The organism is Orrella marina (assembly GCF_003058465.1).
Taxonomy (GTDB): Bacteria; Pseudomonadota; Gammaproteobacteria; order Burkholderiales; family Burkholderiaceae_B; genus Algicoccus; species Algicoccus marinus.
Map to the genome: position 1 here is coordinate 3,696,905 of NZ_CP028901.1, position 16,395 is coordinate 3,713,299.

Below are 16,395 nucleotides of genomic sequence, written 5' to 3' on the forward strand. Positions count from 1 at the left end.
CGTTCATGCAGAATCCGTCCCGATACAGATTTCCGGACCGCATCGAGACTGCCTCGGGCGCGGTGCGCAAGGTGGGCTTTGAACTGGAGTTTTCCGGAGTGGGGCTGGACGAGACCGCGAAAGCCGTGGCTCAGGCACTGAATGGGGACCGTCGGGTGTGCAGCGTGGCGGAGCAGAAAGTTGTGGTCGGCGGACTGGGTGAGTTCGTGATCGAGCTGGACTGGTCGTTCCTTAAAAAGCAAGCCAGAGCGGTCGGCCCTGAGGATGAGCTGGCGCAGTCACTACTGGCGCCTCTCAGTCGGGCAGCCAGCGCACTGGTGCCTGTCGAGGTGGTTTGTCCTCCCATTCCGATGACTGAGATCGCGCGTCTTGATGCAATGGTGCAAGCTTTGCGCCAGGCTGGCGCGGTCGGGACCGACGAGTCGATCATCGCGGCCTATGGCCTTCATATCAATGTCGAGCTGCCAGGCCTCGACGCTTCGACACTTCATGACTATTTGCGCGCGTTCTGCTTGTTGCAGTGGTGGCTTGTGGATGCTCATGAGGTCGATCTTGCGCGACGGCTGAGTCCCTACATCGATCTGTATCCTGAAGCTTATGTCCGACAAGTCTTGCAGCGTGAACATCCGGACATGGGCCAGATCATGGCTGACTACCTTCAATACAATCCTAGCCGGAACCGTGCGATGGATCTCCTGCCGTTGCTGAGCGAGATCGACCGGCAGGCAGTGCAGCAGGTCGTGGATGATGATCGCGTCAAGGCGCGCCCAGCATTTCACTACCGTTTGCCAAACTGTCAGATCGATCGGCCAGACTGGACGCTGGCCAGTGCCTGGAATGTCTGGTTTCATGTGGAGTGGCTGGCATTCAGGCCTGAGTTGATTGAGGAACTGGCCCATGCCTTTCTAGGCTCGGAACGCTGGCTGCTGGGGGTGGATCGTGCCGCCTGGGTTCATTATGTCGACCAATGGCTAAAAGACCACGAGTAGGCGTCACAGGCAATGGCAGGCGCTGGGCACCAAGCTGGTGGTCGAGCGCGCTTGCGCTCTGGATCGCTGGGGCAATTCCCGTCAGGATCAGTGTGCGGCATGACTCAGGTGATCTGCCGCTGGACGCACTGATCATCGGAGGTGGCAACGACATCGGTCCGGAACATTACGGGGGCGATGTTCAGAATAAAGTCCGTATCGATACGGACAGGGATGCGCTTGAAATCAAATGGATTCGTCGGGCGTTCGAGCAGAGCCTGCCGCTGATGGGGATCTGTCGTGGCGCCCAGCTGATCAATGTGGTGCTCGGTGGATCGCTTCATCAGGATATCCGGAAGATGCGCCGTCACACCCGCAACCGTCCAGGTTTGCTGGCAACCAAGCATGTCGAACTGGCCGAACGATCGCTGGTCGCAAGCGTCTGTGGACGAAGGCGCATCCGGGTCAACAGTCTGCATCATCAGGCAGTTGACCGGCCAGGCCTGTCCGTTGAGCTGGTCGGACACGATCGTGACGGGATTGTGCAGGCGATCGAAGGGCGTGAGGGAAAGGTGTTTGTCGGTGTACAGTGGCATCCGGAGTATCTGGTTTACCTGCCCAGTCATCTGGCCTTGTTTCGCTGGCTGGTGTCGTCTGCGAGGCAGACTGTCTGATCAAGTTTTGGAGCACAGACTGGCCTGTACAAGAATCCACCTGAGCAACTTGCTGCTCAAGTCGGTGCCTGAACTGATGCCAGAACCCTTTCGTCCGGAGGACGCCGTTTGTCATGAGTCAGGAAGAGTCTGCAGTCGATTCGCTATGGGAGTTTGTGCCGCTTTCTGAGTACAGATTGCCAGTAGCGCCTGCCCAGAGTGTCGCCAGCGATCTCTGGAAAACGGTCAAGCGGGTGTTTGTGAGGGACCAGGATCCCTTGACTGAGCCCTTGCAGAAGGAGCGCGAACTGCACGGACTTTCGCAGGTGCAACTGGCTCACCTGGTGCCATCGCTGGAGTGGGACCACGCCAGTGCTGCGCTGGAGGCCCAGTTGCGGGACTGGGTAGCGGATTCAGATGCGCCGTTCAACGTGCGGTGTCTCATCACCCCGCCATATGTGGACCGCGCGAACATGCTCAGGCAATGGGCGCAACGGCACGATGCTCAAGTGCTGCAGGCGCCTGATCTTGAAATGGTTTTGCAGGCCAGATCTATGGTCTGGCCATTGGCTGACGGTCATCTCTGGGTGATTCCGGATCTGGAACGTTACTTTTTGCGACACTCGCACGGTCTGGGCATGGTGCGCGACCTTCTCAATCACGCTTGTGCGCAACATGGGAAAAAGATTCTGCTCGGGTGTGACAGCTGGTCCTGGAGTTACCTGCGACGGGTATGCCGTGCGCCCATTGTGGGTGCGCTCACGCTCCAGGCGTTCGATGCCGGTCGTCTTGAGCGTTTGTTTTGCGGGATGGCCGAGGTTGATGCAGGAAGCAGGCTTTGTTTCCTGAATGCACAGAACGGCCACAATATCATCACAGTGCCTGATGGCTCCGAGGGGTCCCGGGTTGAGCTTGAGCATCTCGCTGCCCATTGCCGCGGGAATGTTGGCACCGCGGTGAACTACTGGCGGGAATCTTTACGTTCCACTGAACAAGCGCCCGGACCTGGGTCACGCGAAGACCCGGACTCAGACCCGGATTCTGGGCAGCTCGCTGACAGCACTCATAGAATCTGGGTTTCAAGCTTGCTGCCTGATGTGACGCTCCCCTCAGGCAAGGACGAAGACGCGTTTCTCCTGATGCATGCGCTGCTCCTGCATGGCGGACTTGATCTTGCCGGATTGATGCAAACGTTACCCATGTCGCCTAATCGTGTCGAGGCACTGGTTGAGCGCATGCACCAGATGGGCTTGCTTGAGGAGCGCAAGGCTGTCTGGTTCATCAGGTCAATTGCCTATGCCGCGGTACGCGATGTATTGGTCAGTCACAATTATCTCTCGGATGATTTCTAGGCTCAGGAGGCTGCATGAACGAGAGCGGACAAATTTCCCAGATACTGCGACCCCTGGGTACAACAGACCTGATCGAACTCGGTCTGATCATCGCGTCAGCGATCGTGCTGATCACATTGATGCAAAGACTGATCCCATGGGTGGCTGAGCGCTTTACTGGCAAGAGGCGTTTATTGCTTCTGTCTTCTGTTCCGGTTATCCGGTTGGTTCTCATTCTCTGGGCTGTCATCCTGGTAGTCCCGATTCTGATAGAGCCTTCCCTGCAGAATACGGCGGTGTTGCTGGGTAGCGTCGGACTGGCGATCGGATTCGCGCTGAAAGACTATGTCAGCAGTCTCATTGCCGGTGTCGTGGCGGTTGGCGAGCAGAACTACCGCAATGGTGACTGGGTGCGCATCGGTGATGTCTATGGCGAGGTGCGCCACGTAGGGATGCGCACGCTGGAAATCGTCACGCCGGATGATGACCGGGTGCTGGTCCCTCATCAACAACTCTGGACTCAGCCTGTTCACAACGCCAGTAACGGGGATGCGCGTCTGCAATGTGTTGCGGACTTTTATCTACACCCTGAGCATGACGGGATGGCAGTGTGCCGAGTACTCGAGGATGTAGCGCTCACCAGTCCTTACTTGTATTTTGATGATCCGGTCTCGGTCGTTGCCAAAGAGCATCCGTGGGGGACTCACTACAAGATTCGGGCATATCCAGTCGACAGCACCCAGCAATTCCGGTTCATTACGGATCTCACCATCAGGGGCCGATCGGCGCTTCAGGATATTAGTGTCCGGTTCGCTGTATCGCCTGTAGTGTCAGGTGTTGGCAGCTGATATAAGGTTTTTGATTATTGTGCTCACCATCAGATGGTCATATAGTGAGCACAATATGGATCGGATCTGGCATAAGGTTTGCCTGGTTTTGTCGCATTGGTGGAGTGAGGAGGGAGAGTCTGGATTGTCCTGACGTTGACAGGCCTTGCGAGGAGCAGACAGGCGCTGTCAGTTGACGACGTGGCTGGAGGAGGGTGTGGTGTGCGTAGTGGCAATGATATCGGGCAAAAACCAGGACGCTCGGGCCGACATGATGTGTGTGTCTTACTGACCCTGTGCGCCTTGCTACTGATCGCCGGCTCGGCGATGGCGCAGTCACGTTCGCCGGAGATGCTGATGTCTATGCAGTGGGCCGCGGTGACGGACCCGGATCAGTGGGTCAGGATGCTTGAACCGTTGATCCAGTCGACAGAGCAGATTCTTGCCCTGGCAAACGAGATGACTGCGATCGTCATGAAGTGGGTGGGCCAGTTTGGTGGTTCGGGGGATCAGAGCGTCACCGACATGCTGGGACAGCCATTTGTGGATGGGCTCAGTATGCTGAAGGCGTTGATGCAAAAGATCGAGCAGGAGTTGATTCCCGCGCTCAAAACTTGACGCCTGTTTCCTGCACTCATTGTTTTCATGCCTTGCCTAGTGCGCCATGACAAACCTGTTTCTGCCGCCATTTTTAGCATCATAAAGCGCTGCGTCTGCTTTGGCGATGAGATCCTCTGTTGCACCAGACTCTGCCGCAATGGCGCTCACACCGCCGACGCTCACCGTAACGTGACTGGCCGCATCTGATTTCTCGTGTGGCAGGTCCAGTGCAGCCACCGCCTGGACAACACGCTCTGCCATTAGCGCGACGCCTCTCTGGTCTGTATCGGGCAGTATGACGGCCAACTCTTCCCCACCATAACGAGCAAGCAGATCGGTCTTGCGTGACAGCGTTTGTCTGATCGCGTTGGCGACTGCGCGCAGACAGTCATCACCTGCCTGGTGGCCGTAGGTATCGTTGTAACGCTTGAAATAGTCGACATCAATCATCAGCAGCCCAATGGTCTCGCCCCTGCGGCTGGATTGTGCGCAGGCCAGTTCCAGTTGCTCATCAAAATAAGCGCGATTGGCGATTTGAAGCAGTCCATCGGTTCTGGAAAAGGCTTCAAGTTGCCGGTTTGCCTGAATCAGGTCGGCATTGGCCTGGGCGAGCTCTTCCGTACGCAGTCTGACTCGATCTTCAAGTTGCGTGTTGGCCTCGGCGAGCTTGGTGTTTTGTACCGTGAGCACCTTGTAAAGCTGATTGATCATTTTCAGCAAAGCCTGAGTGCTGTTATCCTGGGCGGACCCTTCAAGTTCCCAGGCATGCGCAGGATCCATCCCCTCTCGAACACGACGAATCTGCCTGGCCAGTGACTGGTCCACGCCCAGGATATGCATGCCGAGCCAGGAAGTCAGGAATCCGACGAAGACTTCAGGGTTGTTGGCAATGATCTCCCTTTGCGTCCAGAGGGCCTTGACCTGTTCTACAAACTGGTCGTGCAAGGCTTTGTGTATGTCGATATGGCGCGGATCGACTCCCGCCCCTTCCATCAACGCCTCTTCATCTGTAAAGTGATAGTGCGTGTAGTCAACGACACTTTCGAACGCTTTCTCTATGATCTCCTCCCGGTTGGTGTCCGTGGAGAAGAGGGACTCGTTGAGTTCGTTGAACAAATCAACAAGCTGGTGATGCTGGGAGTCAACGCTTTCGATGCCAGTCAGGAAATTTTTGTCCCAGGCGAATGTTTCCATCAATCAAACTCCTTGTCGACTGTGAGTGGACGCTTGCCCAGCCACGGTAGCATTAGCCAGCGCAAATCCGTGCAAGACCGGACTGAAGGTTGCAACAGCTGCGTTGATGCGCAGAGTTCAACTTTTACGGCGGTTATCCGCCTCTCGGCTTGTTTTGGTTGTTGGTTTTTGTTGTCCGGAGCTTTTGTCATTCAGGTCCTGCTGTGTTTGCCCGGGACAGTAGCGACGAGTGTATCAGCATGACATGTGAGGAAGGGGGCGTGCGGCTAACTCTGCACTGTGTGCGCATACCCTCGCTGGCGCGACTTCAGGCAAGCGGACCTGGCGGGGCTCGATGTGGGCGCTCTCGTGAGGCGGGCCAGAGAAGTCAGACGGTTAGCGTCGCACAGAGGCGGTTATTTTCTGCAGGTGCGGCTAAAGGGGCGGTGATCGTGTCAGGATTGGGGTGTGAGCCAATGTCAGCAATTTAGCCTCCCGTGCGTTGATCTGCTTAGTCCCGCGGGATTATTGACCAGCTGTCCGGCTGTGGGCTACGCTTTGATTTGACTGATTCTTTGTCCCGGAGGGATGTTGTGTTCGCAAAACTTGGAATAACAGCTGGTTTGTTCTGTGCAAGCCTGGGCCTGTCTGGTGTGGCTGTCGCGCAGACATTTGAAGGAACCATTGATGGCAAGCCGCAGACCTGGCATATTTTGACAAAGGGGAATGAGTCAACGGTCAGCATCTCGGAACAAGGACCGGGCATCCAGATGGTGGTGATTCAAGGCCATGCCGAACCCAGTTACGCGATTAAAGGCACATTGACCATCAACGTGGCGCTCATGAATGGTCAGCCACTGGCATCTCCAGACGTCATGTATTTCCCGGGAGACAAGATGTTGCCCAGCTATACGTCCGATGCCGATGCGCCGGGCGAATTCAGCATTGCACTCAAGGATGAGACCTCGCAGAAGGTGCAGGTGCAAGGACAGTACAAGGGCAGGCTGTATCTGGCTGAAAAAATTGGCCAGGATCTGAACAAAGACAAGTCTATCGATGTCAGCGTCAGTTTTGATCTGCCCGCCCTCAAAATGAAGCAGTAACGTCGATTGAAACATAAGGGCGATCGGGGCTCGAAGGCAGTTGCTCACTCAGTAGCAAGTTGTTTGCCTCGATCCCTGGCGCCTCAAGCGAGGGCATTAAAGCTGGGTGGCTCGACTGATCGCTTCTAGTGTTTGTGCCAGGTTCGTATGAAGTCTTTTGCCAGTCGCATTGATGCATCTCGTCATCCGCGTTAACATTCGGGTTCTCCCGGATATTCGCAGACCCATGTAATTTCCTCACCCACACGTAATGCTGCCCGATCCGGTGCCGGATGGGTTGTTTTACCGTCACCCAACATACATCTGCCATGTGCTGCCTGGTTACCCAGACAGGGCAGGCTTTCACGCTGCTTCTTCAAGCCCTTGTTTCACAGTATTTGCGTTGTAGGCGAGGTCCCACTCTGCAGTGGTTTACCAGCTTCGTGCCCGATCAATGTGTGATTGTGACGAGCTGACACATTCAGTTTGAATGCGGACCGAAGATGCAGTGCTCATCGCTACTATTCAAAACGGTTCATGGACTCTATCAAACAAGACTGGTTTTCCAATGTGCGCAACGACCTGCTGGCTGGTCTGGTTGTGGCGCTCGCGCTCATTCCTGAAGCCATTGCATTTTCGATCATTGCTGGCGTGGATCCCAAGATTGGCCTTTATGCGTCTTTCTGTATCGCTGTGGTTATTGCCTTTGCGGGTGGACGACCTGGCATGATTTCGGCCGCCACAGCCGCGATGGCAGTTGTCATGGTCACGCTGGTCAAAGAGCATGGCCTGCAGTACCTCCTCGCTGCCACGGTGCTTACCGGGGTATTGCAGATCATTGCCGGATGGGTGCGGCTCGGGGTGCTGATGCGGTTTGTTTCCAAGTCTGTGGTGACGGGCTTTGTCAATGCGCTGGCAATACTCATCTTCATGGCCCAGTTGCCTGAACTGACCAACGTGACATGGCATGTCTACGCCATGACAGCGGCCGGGCTGGGGATCATCTATGGTTTGCCCTATCTGACCAAGGCGGTTCCCTCACCACTCATTGCGATTGTTGTGCTGACGATCTTCTCGATGCTGGTCGGTCTCGATATCAGAACGGTTGGCGACATGGGAGAGTTGCCGGACAGTCTGCCTGTTTTTCTGATTCCTGATGTGCCATTCAATTTTGAGACCTTGCAAATCATTCTGCCTTACTCGCTGACTCTGATGATGGTTGGATTGCTGGAGTCCATGATGACAGCGACGATCGTCGACGATCTGACTGACACCAAGAGCAACAAGAATCGTGAATGTGTCGGGCAGGGCGTGGCCAATATTGCCAGTGGATTCATTGGAGGCATGGCGGGTTGCGCCATGATTGGTCAGTCCGTCATCAATATCAAGTCCGGTGGGCGTGGTCGACTGTCAACGCTGAGCGCCGGGATCTTTTTGCTAATTATGGTTGTGTTTCTGGGCGACTGGGTCAGCCAGATTCCGATGGCTGCGCTGGTGGCGGTCATGATCATGGTTTCGATCGGGACGTTTAGCTGGGGGTCGCTGCGCAGCCTGAAGGATCACCCCAAGAGCTCGAGTGTGGTCATGGTCGCGACCGTCCTTGTCACGGTTCTCACGCATGACCTGGCGATGGGCGTGCTGACTGGGGTACTGCTTTCGGGCGTATTCTTTGCTGCTAAAGTCGGGACGATTCTGACGGTCGAATCTGTCAGTGAGGACGAAGGCCGTACGCGAAATTATGTGGTGTTGGGGCAGGTGTTTTTCGCGAGTGCCGACCAGTTTGTCGATGCCTTTGATTACAAAGAAGTGATTGAGAGGGTCAGGATTGACGTCAGTCGTTCGCATTTCTGGGATATCACGGCAGTGACAGCCCTTGACAAGGTTGTGCTCAAGTTTCGTCGGGAAGGGACGGAAGTCGAGGTGCTTGGGCTGAACGAAGCCAGTGCGACGATGGTCGACAAGTTTGCCGTGCATGACAAGTCGGACGGGCGCGACATGCTCGTGGGCCATTGAGGAGATGACGATGAGAACAGACAACAAGATTCTTGCCTGCGTTGATCAATCGCCTTATGCAAACGTGGTTACAGATTACGCCGCCTGGGCTGCCAGAAAGCTCGATGCGCCACTTGAGTTGCTGCACGTGATCGATCGAGACTCTGAGGTGACCGAGAGCGAGGACCATAGCGGTGCCCTCGGTCTGGATACCCAGGAACAGCTCCTGACAGAATTGACGCAGAAGGACCAGATTCGCCGCAAGGTCGTGCGCGATCAAGGACGAATCTTCCTGAACGTCCTGCGAGAACGGGCACTTGCCACAGGACTGTCCGAGGTGGATGTGCGTCAGAGGATGGGGACGTTGCTGGAAGCTGTTCAGGTCCAGAAGGATAGCGTCCGTCTCTACGTGCTCGGTCGCCGGGGAGCGTCAGGCGATCGCACGCAACGTGATATTGGCCGACATGTAGAAAGTCTGGTGCGAGTACTCAAGCAACCTATCCTGACAGTGTCGAACGAGTTTGTCGAACCAAGGCGGGTACTGATTGCGTTCGATGGTACGCAGATGACTCGCAGAGGCGTGGCGATGATTGCCTCAAGTCAGATTTTCAGGGGACTGCCAATACATGTTCTGATGGCGGGCCAGAAAGCGGCAGGCACGACCAGTGCGGCAGACAGGCAGATGGAGTGGGCCAGGCAGCGACTGGCGCAGGCGGGATTTGATGTCCACACTCATCGGGCTCAGGGCGATCCTGAAATCGAGATTGCCAAGGCGATACAAGACCTGGAGATCGACATGCTTGCCATGGGCGCATACAGTCATTCGCCCTGGCGTAGTCTCGTTTTTGGCAGTCGCACTACGGATCTTCTTCGATCAGCAACGATCGCCACTTTACTGCTTCGATAAGAAATGGGTTAGGGGCGACTGCAGAACTCATTTCCTTCTGTTTTGCAGGATCTCTCCAGCAGAAGCAGGCAGTCGCATGAAGAAAAGAGCGCCTAGTGCGCAAATCAGGCCGATCACGATGAAGCCGAGCGTGATGTCGGACGTGGCAGGGATCTCATGGGCATTGAGACTCATGCTGGTGTTGATGACCAGTGCTGCCACAGCCACACCCACGCTGATGCCAAGTTGCTGAGCCATGGCACTGAACCCGCTCGCAACACTGAGCTTGCTTTGGGGGATGTCGGCAAAGCCAAGCGTGTTGATGGCAGTGAATTGCAGTGAGCGGAAGAAGCCACTTACGAGCAAAATCCCGATCATCAGCCAGACCGGTGTTGTTGACGTGAACGTCGCGCACAAAGCCATCGTCGCGCCTGTGATCACGCTATTGACCATCAGAACTCGACGGTAACCCCATTGTTTGAGAATCGGCGGCGCGCAGAATTTCATGGCCATTGCGCCCAGCGCGCTGGCAAACGTGATCAGTCCAGCCGACATGGCTGACATGCCAAATCCCGTTTGAAGCAGCAGTGCCAGCAGAAAGGGCGTTGCACCGATTGTGAATCGGCACAGGTTGCCACCGAGTACGGATTCTTTGAAGGTCGGAATGTTTAATAGCGTCAGATCGATGATGGGGTTCGCGTGCCGTTGAGCATGGCCTTTGTACAGATAGCCGCAGGCGATTCCAGTCAGGATCATCAGACCGATCCAGACGGGCGGCAGCGCGCGACTGGCCATCAATTCGAACGCAGCAACCAGTGTTGCCATGCACGTGGCGCTAAGCAAAAATCCGAGCAGATCAAGTGGTTTGTCTGTGGTTTCGTTTGCCTGGGCGGCGATGTAGCGAAGGCTCATGAAAATGCCGAGAATTCCGATTGGCAAATTCATCAGAAAGATCCAGTGCCAGGAGGCATAGGTCACCAGAAAACCACCAACCGGCGGTCCCAGAACAGGCCCCATGAGCGCGGGCAGCGAGAGAAACGCCATGGCGCGTAACAACTCATGTTTAGCCACTGTTCGCAGCATGATCAATCGTCCGACTGGAACCATCATGGCGCCGCCGATACCCTGAACAATTCGCCATCCGACCAGATCTGCAACGGTCGAGGCCGATGCACACCCGGCTGAGCTGACCGTAAAGATTACGATGGACGTGACAAACACCCGTCTGGCCCCGAACCGGTCCGCCGCCCATCCACAGATCGGGACGAACACGGCTGCTGCCATCAGATACGCAGTGATGGCAGTATTGAGCCGCACCGCAGGGACTGCAAACTCGGTCGCCATCGCTGGCAGTGCAATGGCGATGACCGTTGCATCGAGCATCTGCATGAAGAGTGCGCAGCCGACAATAAAGGGCACCATGAGCCCTGTCATACGGGTTCGTACCGATCTTCGCAGCCCGTTCAGGCGGGTCTTTCCAGAAAAAGGCATGAAATGCGTAATGCTCGAGTAAAATATTGAAATTACTAAAAGTCTAAACTGATTGACAACACTATGGCTGAGCATTACGAATCCGATATCACCCTCTTCATCAAAAGCTACAAAAAGTCTCATCCTGACGTTGAGCAACGCCAGCGTGAAGGGCGATCCCGTCTGTGGGACAAGCCGCTGGATCCGGAGCTGCAGGAAGGGTTCAAACAGGCGCGCGTCCTTCAGAAGCCTTACGTGTACCAGAACGATTGATTGGTCGTGGTGCAGCAGGGTCGTGACGCGGGCAAGTCGGGCCGTTCTGGCGAAGCAGGTGCCGGTCCGGATGCGTCCGGGCTCGAGCTTGATCAGCTGATCACTCCTGCAGTCGACTCTACGCCTGATATTGTTGACAGCGTTGCGTTGGCGCGCCTGTACGGTGAGCCCCTCTTTTCGTTGCCACAAGACCTTTACATTCCGCCTGATGCGCTTGAGGTTTTTCTGGAAACCTTCGAAGGGCCGCTTGACCTTTTGCTGTACCTGATACGCAAGCAGAATTTCAATGTGCTCGACATTCCGATGGCACAGGTAACTCAGCAATATCTTTCTTACGTCGAGCAGATCCGGGCGACCAACCTGGAACTGGCGGGGGAGTATCTGCTGATGGCAGCCATGCTGATCGAAATCAAGGCCCGCATGTTGCTTCCGGTCAAGCGTCGTGACGACGGCGAGGAGCCAGATGACCCTCGCGCGGAGCTTGTTCGACGACTGCTCGAGTATGAGCAGATGAAACTTGCATCAAGAGAGCTTGATGCATTGCCTCGACTGGGTCGTGACTTCATGCTCGGACAGGCGACGGCTGATTTTGAGGTTGCAAGGGTCTTGCCATCAGTCAGTCCCGAAGACCTTCAGGCAGCCTGGGCGGACATCCTGAAGCGCGCCAGCCTGAATGCTCATCATCACATCACCCGCGAACAACTTTCAGTCCGAGAACACATGACCCATATTCTGCGTCAGCTTTCGGATGTCCGGTTTATAGAGTTTAGCGAGCTTTTCATGTCTCGAATCAACGCAGGGGCACACGTTGCCGTGATCGTCGTTCATTTCGTGGCGCTCCTTGAACTCGCCAAGGAATCACTGCTTGATATCACACAGGCGGAAGCCTACGCGCCCATTTACGTTCGCCTGTCGTATACCATCGCACACGCGTAAACCCATCGAACCGGGTACTTTTTGCGGAGAACATATTGAAAGTCGTACATACCGTCGAGGAACTCAGGGATCAGTTAAGAGGTCAGACGCGTGCTGCATTTGTTCCCACCATGGGCAATCTGCACGCGGGTCATCTTGCTCTGATGCGCACGGCACGCCAGTATGGGGATCCTGTCGTTGCCAGTATCTTTGTCAATCGTTTGCAGTTCGGTCCGAATGAGGACTTCGAAAAGTATCCGCGCACGCTGGTTGATGATATCGAGAAGCTGGAAAAAGAGCGTAATGTTTACGTGCTGTTTGCGCCTGACGAAAGGGAGCTTTATCCCGAACCTCAAAAGTATCGCGTCCAGACGCCTGATGAACTTGGCAGGATTCTGGAAGGTGAACATCGCCCCGGGTTCTTTGAAGGTGTTTGTACCGTTGTGCTCAAGCTCTTGTCCTGTGTGCAGCCTAAAGTCGCTGTATTTGGAAAAAAAGATTACCAGCAACTCATGATAGTGCGCAGCATGTGCCGACAGTTTCAGTTGCCGGTCGAGATTGTGGCCCATGAGACGGTCAGGGCTGATGACGGGCTCGCGCTTTCATCCCGTAATGTTTATCTCACGAGTGAGCAGCGTGCGATAGCCCCGATGCTTTTCCAGTCACTGCAAGCCACTCGCCAGGAGTTGCTCGCAGGTTGTCATGATGTTTCAGCGCTGGAAGCGGCATCCGCACAAAAACTGGTCAGTCACGGCTGGGATGTGGATTATTTCAGTGTACGCAGGCAGCGGGACTTGCTTGCACCAACGCCGGATGAACTGGAGCGTCGAGAGCCGCTGGTTATTCTTACAGCGGCACGGCTGGGGGCAACCCGACTTATTGATAATCTGGAAGTATAAGTTTTGCTTTGTCAATACTACCCTAGGGTAATCCCTTGCTAACAAATTTGTTAGCTATCCGTGGTATTCCGAGTTTGAGAGACTGTCGCTTCTGTTCATTGGAGGCGGTATGCAAAAGCTCTATGGTCAGGCCGGTGTGGGCTGGTCCGCACTGACAGCGCGGGAGCGGGAGGTTATCTACCCGGTTGCGCAGGGAAAGCCTAACAAACTGATTGCAATGGAACTCGGAATATCAACTCGCACAGTTGAGGCCCATCGCGCCCGAATCTTTCACAAGATGGGCGTTAAAAATGCGGTGGAGCTTGCCCGAGCCGTCTATGCCCCAACTCGTCGAAGCTCACCATTCGAAGGGGATATGTCAGCAAAATCCCCTGTCCCGGATTCTTAGTTGTTGCAGTTTGGGGAAGGTTTGCCGTCAAGCTCGGCGATCGGGTCAAGGTCTGGTTGCCTGGTGAGCATGTAGGTCAGGTTGGGCGTGTCACCATCAATCGTGCGAACCCGCAGACTGTTTCTGTTAAGAAACGCCATTTCAGCGCGAGCATTACCGTTGATATCGAGCAGTGTCAGGGTGGGAGGGGTAGTTGGCAAAATTCTCCAGCAACCCTGATCTGCAAGGGGTTTGCCACTTTCTGCATTGTTCTCGAGATAGGCGGCACGTGCGCGCCATCGGCCGTTTGGTGCAAGCGTAAGTGTGACTTTCTGGTTGGTACAGCGCATGTCCTGGTGGAAACACGGCAATGTTCCGAAGTAGGTTTGAGGCTGCGGAATCCACTTTGTGAGATCAAACGTCTCGATATCTGCTTCGGTTACTGCCCGTCTGCCTTGCGATGTCAGACGCGCGCCTTCACCCGGTTGCCCAATCGTCGTGTCCTGTGCGGCAACACGTTCCTGCGGTGAGTCAGCTGCATCGGGCGGCACACCTGTGCCGTCGGGTGAAGCGGGGCGAGAAAACTTGAACTGAAGCTGGCTCGGTGCCTGGATGACTTGCCGGGTACCACCGGACTCCGCCTGTCGGATCGCATCGGTTGTTGTGCTCGCACGCGGTAAGTCGTAATAACCAGGGCTTTTCATCTGTTCGCATCCAGCAAGCAAAAAGACGCCGGACATCACGAACAGACAGCGCGACAAGCGCGAAACAGGGAGCGTGCGGATCATGGTTCTCATCGATAAACCGTTATTTAAACAGCGAGCTGTACCAGCTCAGGTATTTCCATTCTACGCATTTTCAGGAGGTTTGGTGAATGTATCCGCTGTGGATTGTCCTAATCGCAATACCCGTAGGTATCCTGGCTTTTCTTGCCGCAACAGCCTCAGTCAGACGGGTTGAGTGGCTGCTTGATCAGGAGCGTGCGCATGGCGTTGCAGAATCAGCAGAGGTCGGCAGGATCGAGTTGCCAGGGCAGGTCCTGATAGCGCTTGTCAGTGTATCCGTGTACGTGCTTCTCGCGCGACTGGGGGCCGGATTTGAAGCCCTGGCGTGCATTACTGCCTCCACATTGCTCTGGATCATGGCGTTCGTCGACGGGCGCACTGCAATCCTGCCAGATTCCATGACCGGGTCTTTTCTGTGGCTGGCACTCCTTTGGCAGATCCACCAGAATCCGGAGCATATACCTTCCATGGAAACCTGCCTGGCATCGCTCGGGGCGTTTCTGGTGCCAGTCATGGTGAACGCTGTTTATCGCAGATGTCGGCGTATCGATGCCGTCGGTCTGGGGGACGCCAAGCTGCTTGCTGGTCTGGTCATGTGGTTTGGACCTTCTGCGCTGGGCTGGATCCTTGTCAAGTCGCTCAGGTGGTGCCTTCTTTATACTGTCGGTCGTAGCATGGTCGAAGAAAGAATGCCCGTTGCCTTGCCAATGGGGCCTTTTTTTGCTGTGAGCGCAAATATCTGGATGCTGACGTATGTTTAGACTGGGTTTGACAGGTGGTATTGGTTCCGGCAAAAGCCTTGTCGCGGACATGTTGCAGGAGCTCGGCGCCGCTGTGATTGACACGGACAGGGTTGCTCACGAGTTAACGGCTCCGGGCGGACAAGCAATCGCTTTGATACGGGAAGCCTTTGGTGCGGACGTAATACGTGCTGACGGAGCAATGGATCGAGACCGGATGCGTGCGCTCGTGTTTGAGGATCCACCAGCAAGGAAGACGCTTGAAGCCATCATCCATCCCTTGATCCGCAAGAGAGTGGGAGAACTGGCGAACGAGGCGACTGGCTGCTACACCGTTTTCGTCGTTCCTCTCCTGATCGAGTCCGGGCGCTGGCGTCATCAGGTTGACCGGGTGTGTGTGGTGGATTGCGACCGACAGACCCAGATTGATCGGGTTGTTTCACGCAATGGACTGGCGCTGCAGCAGATCGAGAAGATCCTTGCTGCTCAGGCGACCCGACAGGAACGTCTGGATCATGCTGATGACGTGATTACTAATGATGGACAGACAACGCGGGAGTCAGTTCGCGAGCAGGTATTGGTCTTGCACCAGCGGTGGTGTAACCTAGCAGCATGTTAATGAAACTTTCTGCAGCCAGCGAATCGTGATGCGCTTCGAATACCCTTTCAACGAGCGGGTTCGAACATGGATTCGCCTTGAGTATCTACTCGACCGTCTGACATTCTTTTCAGCCCCCGGCGACGCAAGAATGCACCAGGTGGCGTTTGGCACGCTCTTTGATGTTCTCGATGCCACTGAGAGAACCGATGTCAAGGGCGGGCTGATGCAGGATCTGGAGCGCCAGAAAATAACACTGACCAATCTACAGGGGCATCCCGGGGTTGATGTGGCTGCTCTTGACGATGTGATCGATCAGATTGACGTGGCCATTACCTCTCTCTCCAGGCAAGGCCGAACGGGTCAGGTACTTCGCGAGAATGAGTGGTTGACGAGTCTGCGAGGTCGACTATCGGTCCCAGGTGGCGGGACCCAGGTTGACATGCCGTCGTTTCATGCGTGGCAATGCAAGGATGTGCAGACACGTTGCGCAGACCTCAGTAAATGGATCGAGCCGCTACTGCCTCTGCAGCAAGGCATTGCGCTTGTGATGCGGCTTCTGAGAGATTCGGGCTCGCAGGAGACCGCACTCGCGCGTCAGGGCGCGTACCAGCAAATGCTCGGTGGCAAGACCTATCAGCTTTTCAGGGTCTGGCTTGACGATGACCAGGGTGTGTTTCCCGAGATGAGTGCAAACAAGTACATGGTCTGGGTGCGGTTCTCTGAGCAGGATGGTGTGATCAAACCACAGCCTGTGGACAAAGACATTCCATTCCGCTTCGCACTGTGTTCCCTGTAAGACGAGATGCGCCACGCCAGAGGCTTTCTGGGCAGAA

Annotated in this window: 18 protein-coding genes; 15 read left to right on the top strand and 3 right to left on the bottom strand. The window is 55.4% G+C overall.

All coding sequences use genetic code 11. The features are described from left to right. The first annotated feature begins 5 nt into the window (after positions 1-5). The 5 genes from DBV39_RS16865 (at position 6) to DBV39_RS16885 (ending at position 4,397) form a co-directional block, all read left to right on the top strand. Positions 6-989, top strand: a complete 984-nt coding sequence (locus DBV39_RS16865; protein WP_108622532.1) for an amidoligase family protein — start codon at positions 6-8, stop codon at positions 987-989. Then, a complete protein-coding gene (locus DBV39_RS16870) occupies positions 968-1,642 on the top strand; it encodes a gamma-glutamyl-gamma-aminobutyrate hydrolase family protein (RefSeq protein ID WP_108622533.1) in 675 nt (224 codons plus the stop codon). Before DBV39_RS16865 ends, DBV39_RS16870 begins: the two co-directional genes overlap by 22 nt. Before the next feature lie 113 nt (positions 1,643-1,755). Continuing rightward, a complete protein-coding gene (locus DBV39_RS16875) occupies positions 1,756-2,973 on the top strand; it encodes a hypothetical protein (RefSeq protein WP_108622534.1) in 1,218 nt (405 codons plus the stop codon). A 14-nt stretch (positions 2,974-2,987) separates the two neighbouring features. Beyond that, a complete protein-coding gene (locus DBV39_RS16880; RefSeq protein ID WP_108622535.1) occupies positions 2,988-3,800 on the top strand; it encodes a mechanosensitive ion channel family protein in 813 nt (270 codons plus the stop codon). Between the two features lie 135 nt (positions 3,801-3,935). Further along, on the top strand, positions 3,936-4,397 hold the full coding sequence (locus DBV39_RS16885; protein ID WP_159079012.1) for a hypothetical protein: 462 nt from the start codon (positions 3,936-3,938) through the stop codon (positions 4,395-4,397). Positions 4,398-4,433: 36 nt separating this feature from the next. On the opposite strand, the gene DBV39_RS16890 is transcribed toward DBV39_RS16885, so the two are convergent. Continuing rightward, positions 4,434-5,573 (bottom strand): GGDEF domain-containing protein, encoded by a 1,140-nt coding sequence (locus DBV39_RS16890; RefSeq protein WP_108622537.1) that lies wholly within the window; start codon positions 5,571-5,573, stop codon positions 4,434-4,436. 572 nt (positions 5,574-6,145) lie between these two features. On the opposite strand from DBV39_RS16890, the gene DBV39_RS16900 reads away from it, so the two are divergent. The 3 genes from DBV39_RS16900 (at position 6,146) to DBV39_RS16910 (ending at position 9,533) form a co-directional block, all read left to right on the top strand. Beyond that, positions 6,146-6,655, top strand: a complete 510-nt coding sequence (locus tag DBV39_RS16900; RefSeq protein WP_108622539.1) for a hypothetical protein — start codon at positions 6,146-6,148, stop codon at positions 6,653-6,655. A 516-nt stretch (positions 6,656-7,171) separates the two neighbouring features. Continuing rightward, complete coding sequence (locus DBV39_RS16905; protein WP_108622540.1) at positions 7,172-8,647, top strand: SulP family inorganic anion transporter; 1,476 nt, start codon at positions 7,172-7,174, stop codon at positions 8,645-8,647. Positions 8,648-8,657: 10 nt separating this feature from the next. Next, positions 8,658-9,533, top strand: coding sequence for a universal stress protein (locus DBV39_RS16910; protein WP_108622541.1), 876 nt, complete (start codon positions 8,658-8,660; stop codon positions 9,531-9,533). Between the two features lie 27 nt (positions 9,534-9,560). On the opposite strand, the gene DBV39_RS16915 is transcribed toward DBV39_RS16910, so the two are convergent. Further along, positions 9,561-10,934 carry an MFS transporter gene (locus tag DBV39_RS16915; protein ID WP_108623349.1) on the bottom strand — a complete coding sequence of 458 codons (1,374 nt, stop codon included), beginning with the start codon at positions 10,932-10,934 and terminating at the stop codon, positions 9,561-9,563. 132 nt (positions 10,935-11,066) lie between these two features. Between DBV39_RS16915 and DBV39_RS16920 the strand changes: the two genes are divergently transcribed. From DBV39_RS16920 to DBV39_RS16935, 4 genes are all read left to right on the top strand, one after another. Beyond that, positions 11,067-11,255 (top strand): DUF3460 family protein, encoded by a 189-nt coding sequence (locus tag DBV39_RS16920; RefSeq protein WP_108622542.1) that lies wholly within the window; start codon positions 11,067-11,069, stop codon positions 11,253-11,255. A gap of 96 nt (positions 11,256-11,351) precedes the next feature. Continuing rightward, positions 11,352-12,191 carry a segregation and condensation protein A gene (locus tag DBV39_RS16925; RefSeq protein ID WP_227870939.1) on the top strand — a complete coding sequence of 280 codons (840 nt, stop codon included), beginning with the start codon at positions 11,352-11,354 and terminating at the stop codon, positions 12,189-12,191. Between the two features lie 35 nt (positions 12,192-12,226). Beyond that, positions 12,227-13,069, top strand: a complete 843-nt coding sequence (gene panC, locus DBV39_RS16930; protein WP_108622543.1) for a pantoate--beta-alanine ligase — start codon at positions 12,227-12,229, stop codon at positions 13,067-13,069. Between the two features lie 109 nt (positions 13,070-13,178). After that, entirely contained in the window at positions 13,179-13,457 is a 279-nt protein-coding gene (locus DBV39_RS16935; RefSeq protein WP_108622544.1) for a response regulator transcription factor, read from the top strand. Here DBV39_RS16935 and DBV39_RS16940 read toward each other — a convergent pair. After that, positions 13,454-14,224 carry a copper resistance protein NlpE N-terminal domain-containing protein gene (locus DBV39_RS16940; protein ID WP_227870692.1) on the bottom strand — a complete coding sequence of 257 codons (771 nt, stop codon included), beginning with the start codon at positions 14,222-14,224 and terminating at the stop codon, positions 13,454-13,456. The genes DBV39_RS16935 and DBV39_RS16940 overlap by 4 nt on opposite strands. A gap of 86 nt (positions 14,225-14,310) precedes the next feature. Here DBV39_RS16940 and DBV39_RS16945 point away from each other — a divergent pair, with 86 nt between their 5' ends. Genes DBV39_RS16945 through zapD form a run of 3 tightly spaced genes read left to right on the top strand, consistent with a single transcriptional unit; the run spans position 14,311 to position 16,358 of the window. Then, the gene (locus tag DBV39_RS16945) at positions 14,311-14,982 is read left to right on the top strand and encodes a prepilin peptidase (RefSeq protein WP_108622546.1); all 672 of its coding nucleotides are present in this window, start codon (positions 14,311-14,313) and stop codon (positions 14,980-14,982) included. After that, entirely contained in the window at positions 14,975-15,580 is a 606-nt protein-coding gene (gene coaE / locus DBV39_RS16950) for a dephospho-CoA kinase (RefSeq protein ID WP_108622547.1), read from the top strand. Before DBV39_RS16945 ends, coaE begins: the two co-directional genes overlap by 8 nt. A gap of 28 nt (positions 15,581-15,608) precedes the next feature. Next, entirely contained in the window at positions 15,609-16,358 is a 750-nt protein-coding gene (gene zapD, locus DBV39_RS16955) for a cell division protein ZapD (protein WP_108622548.1), read from the top strand. The last annotated feature ends 37 nt before the right edge of the window (positions 16,359-16,395 follow it).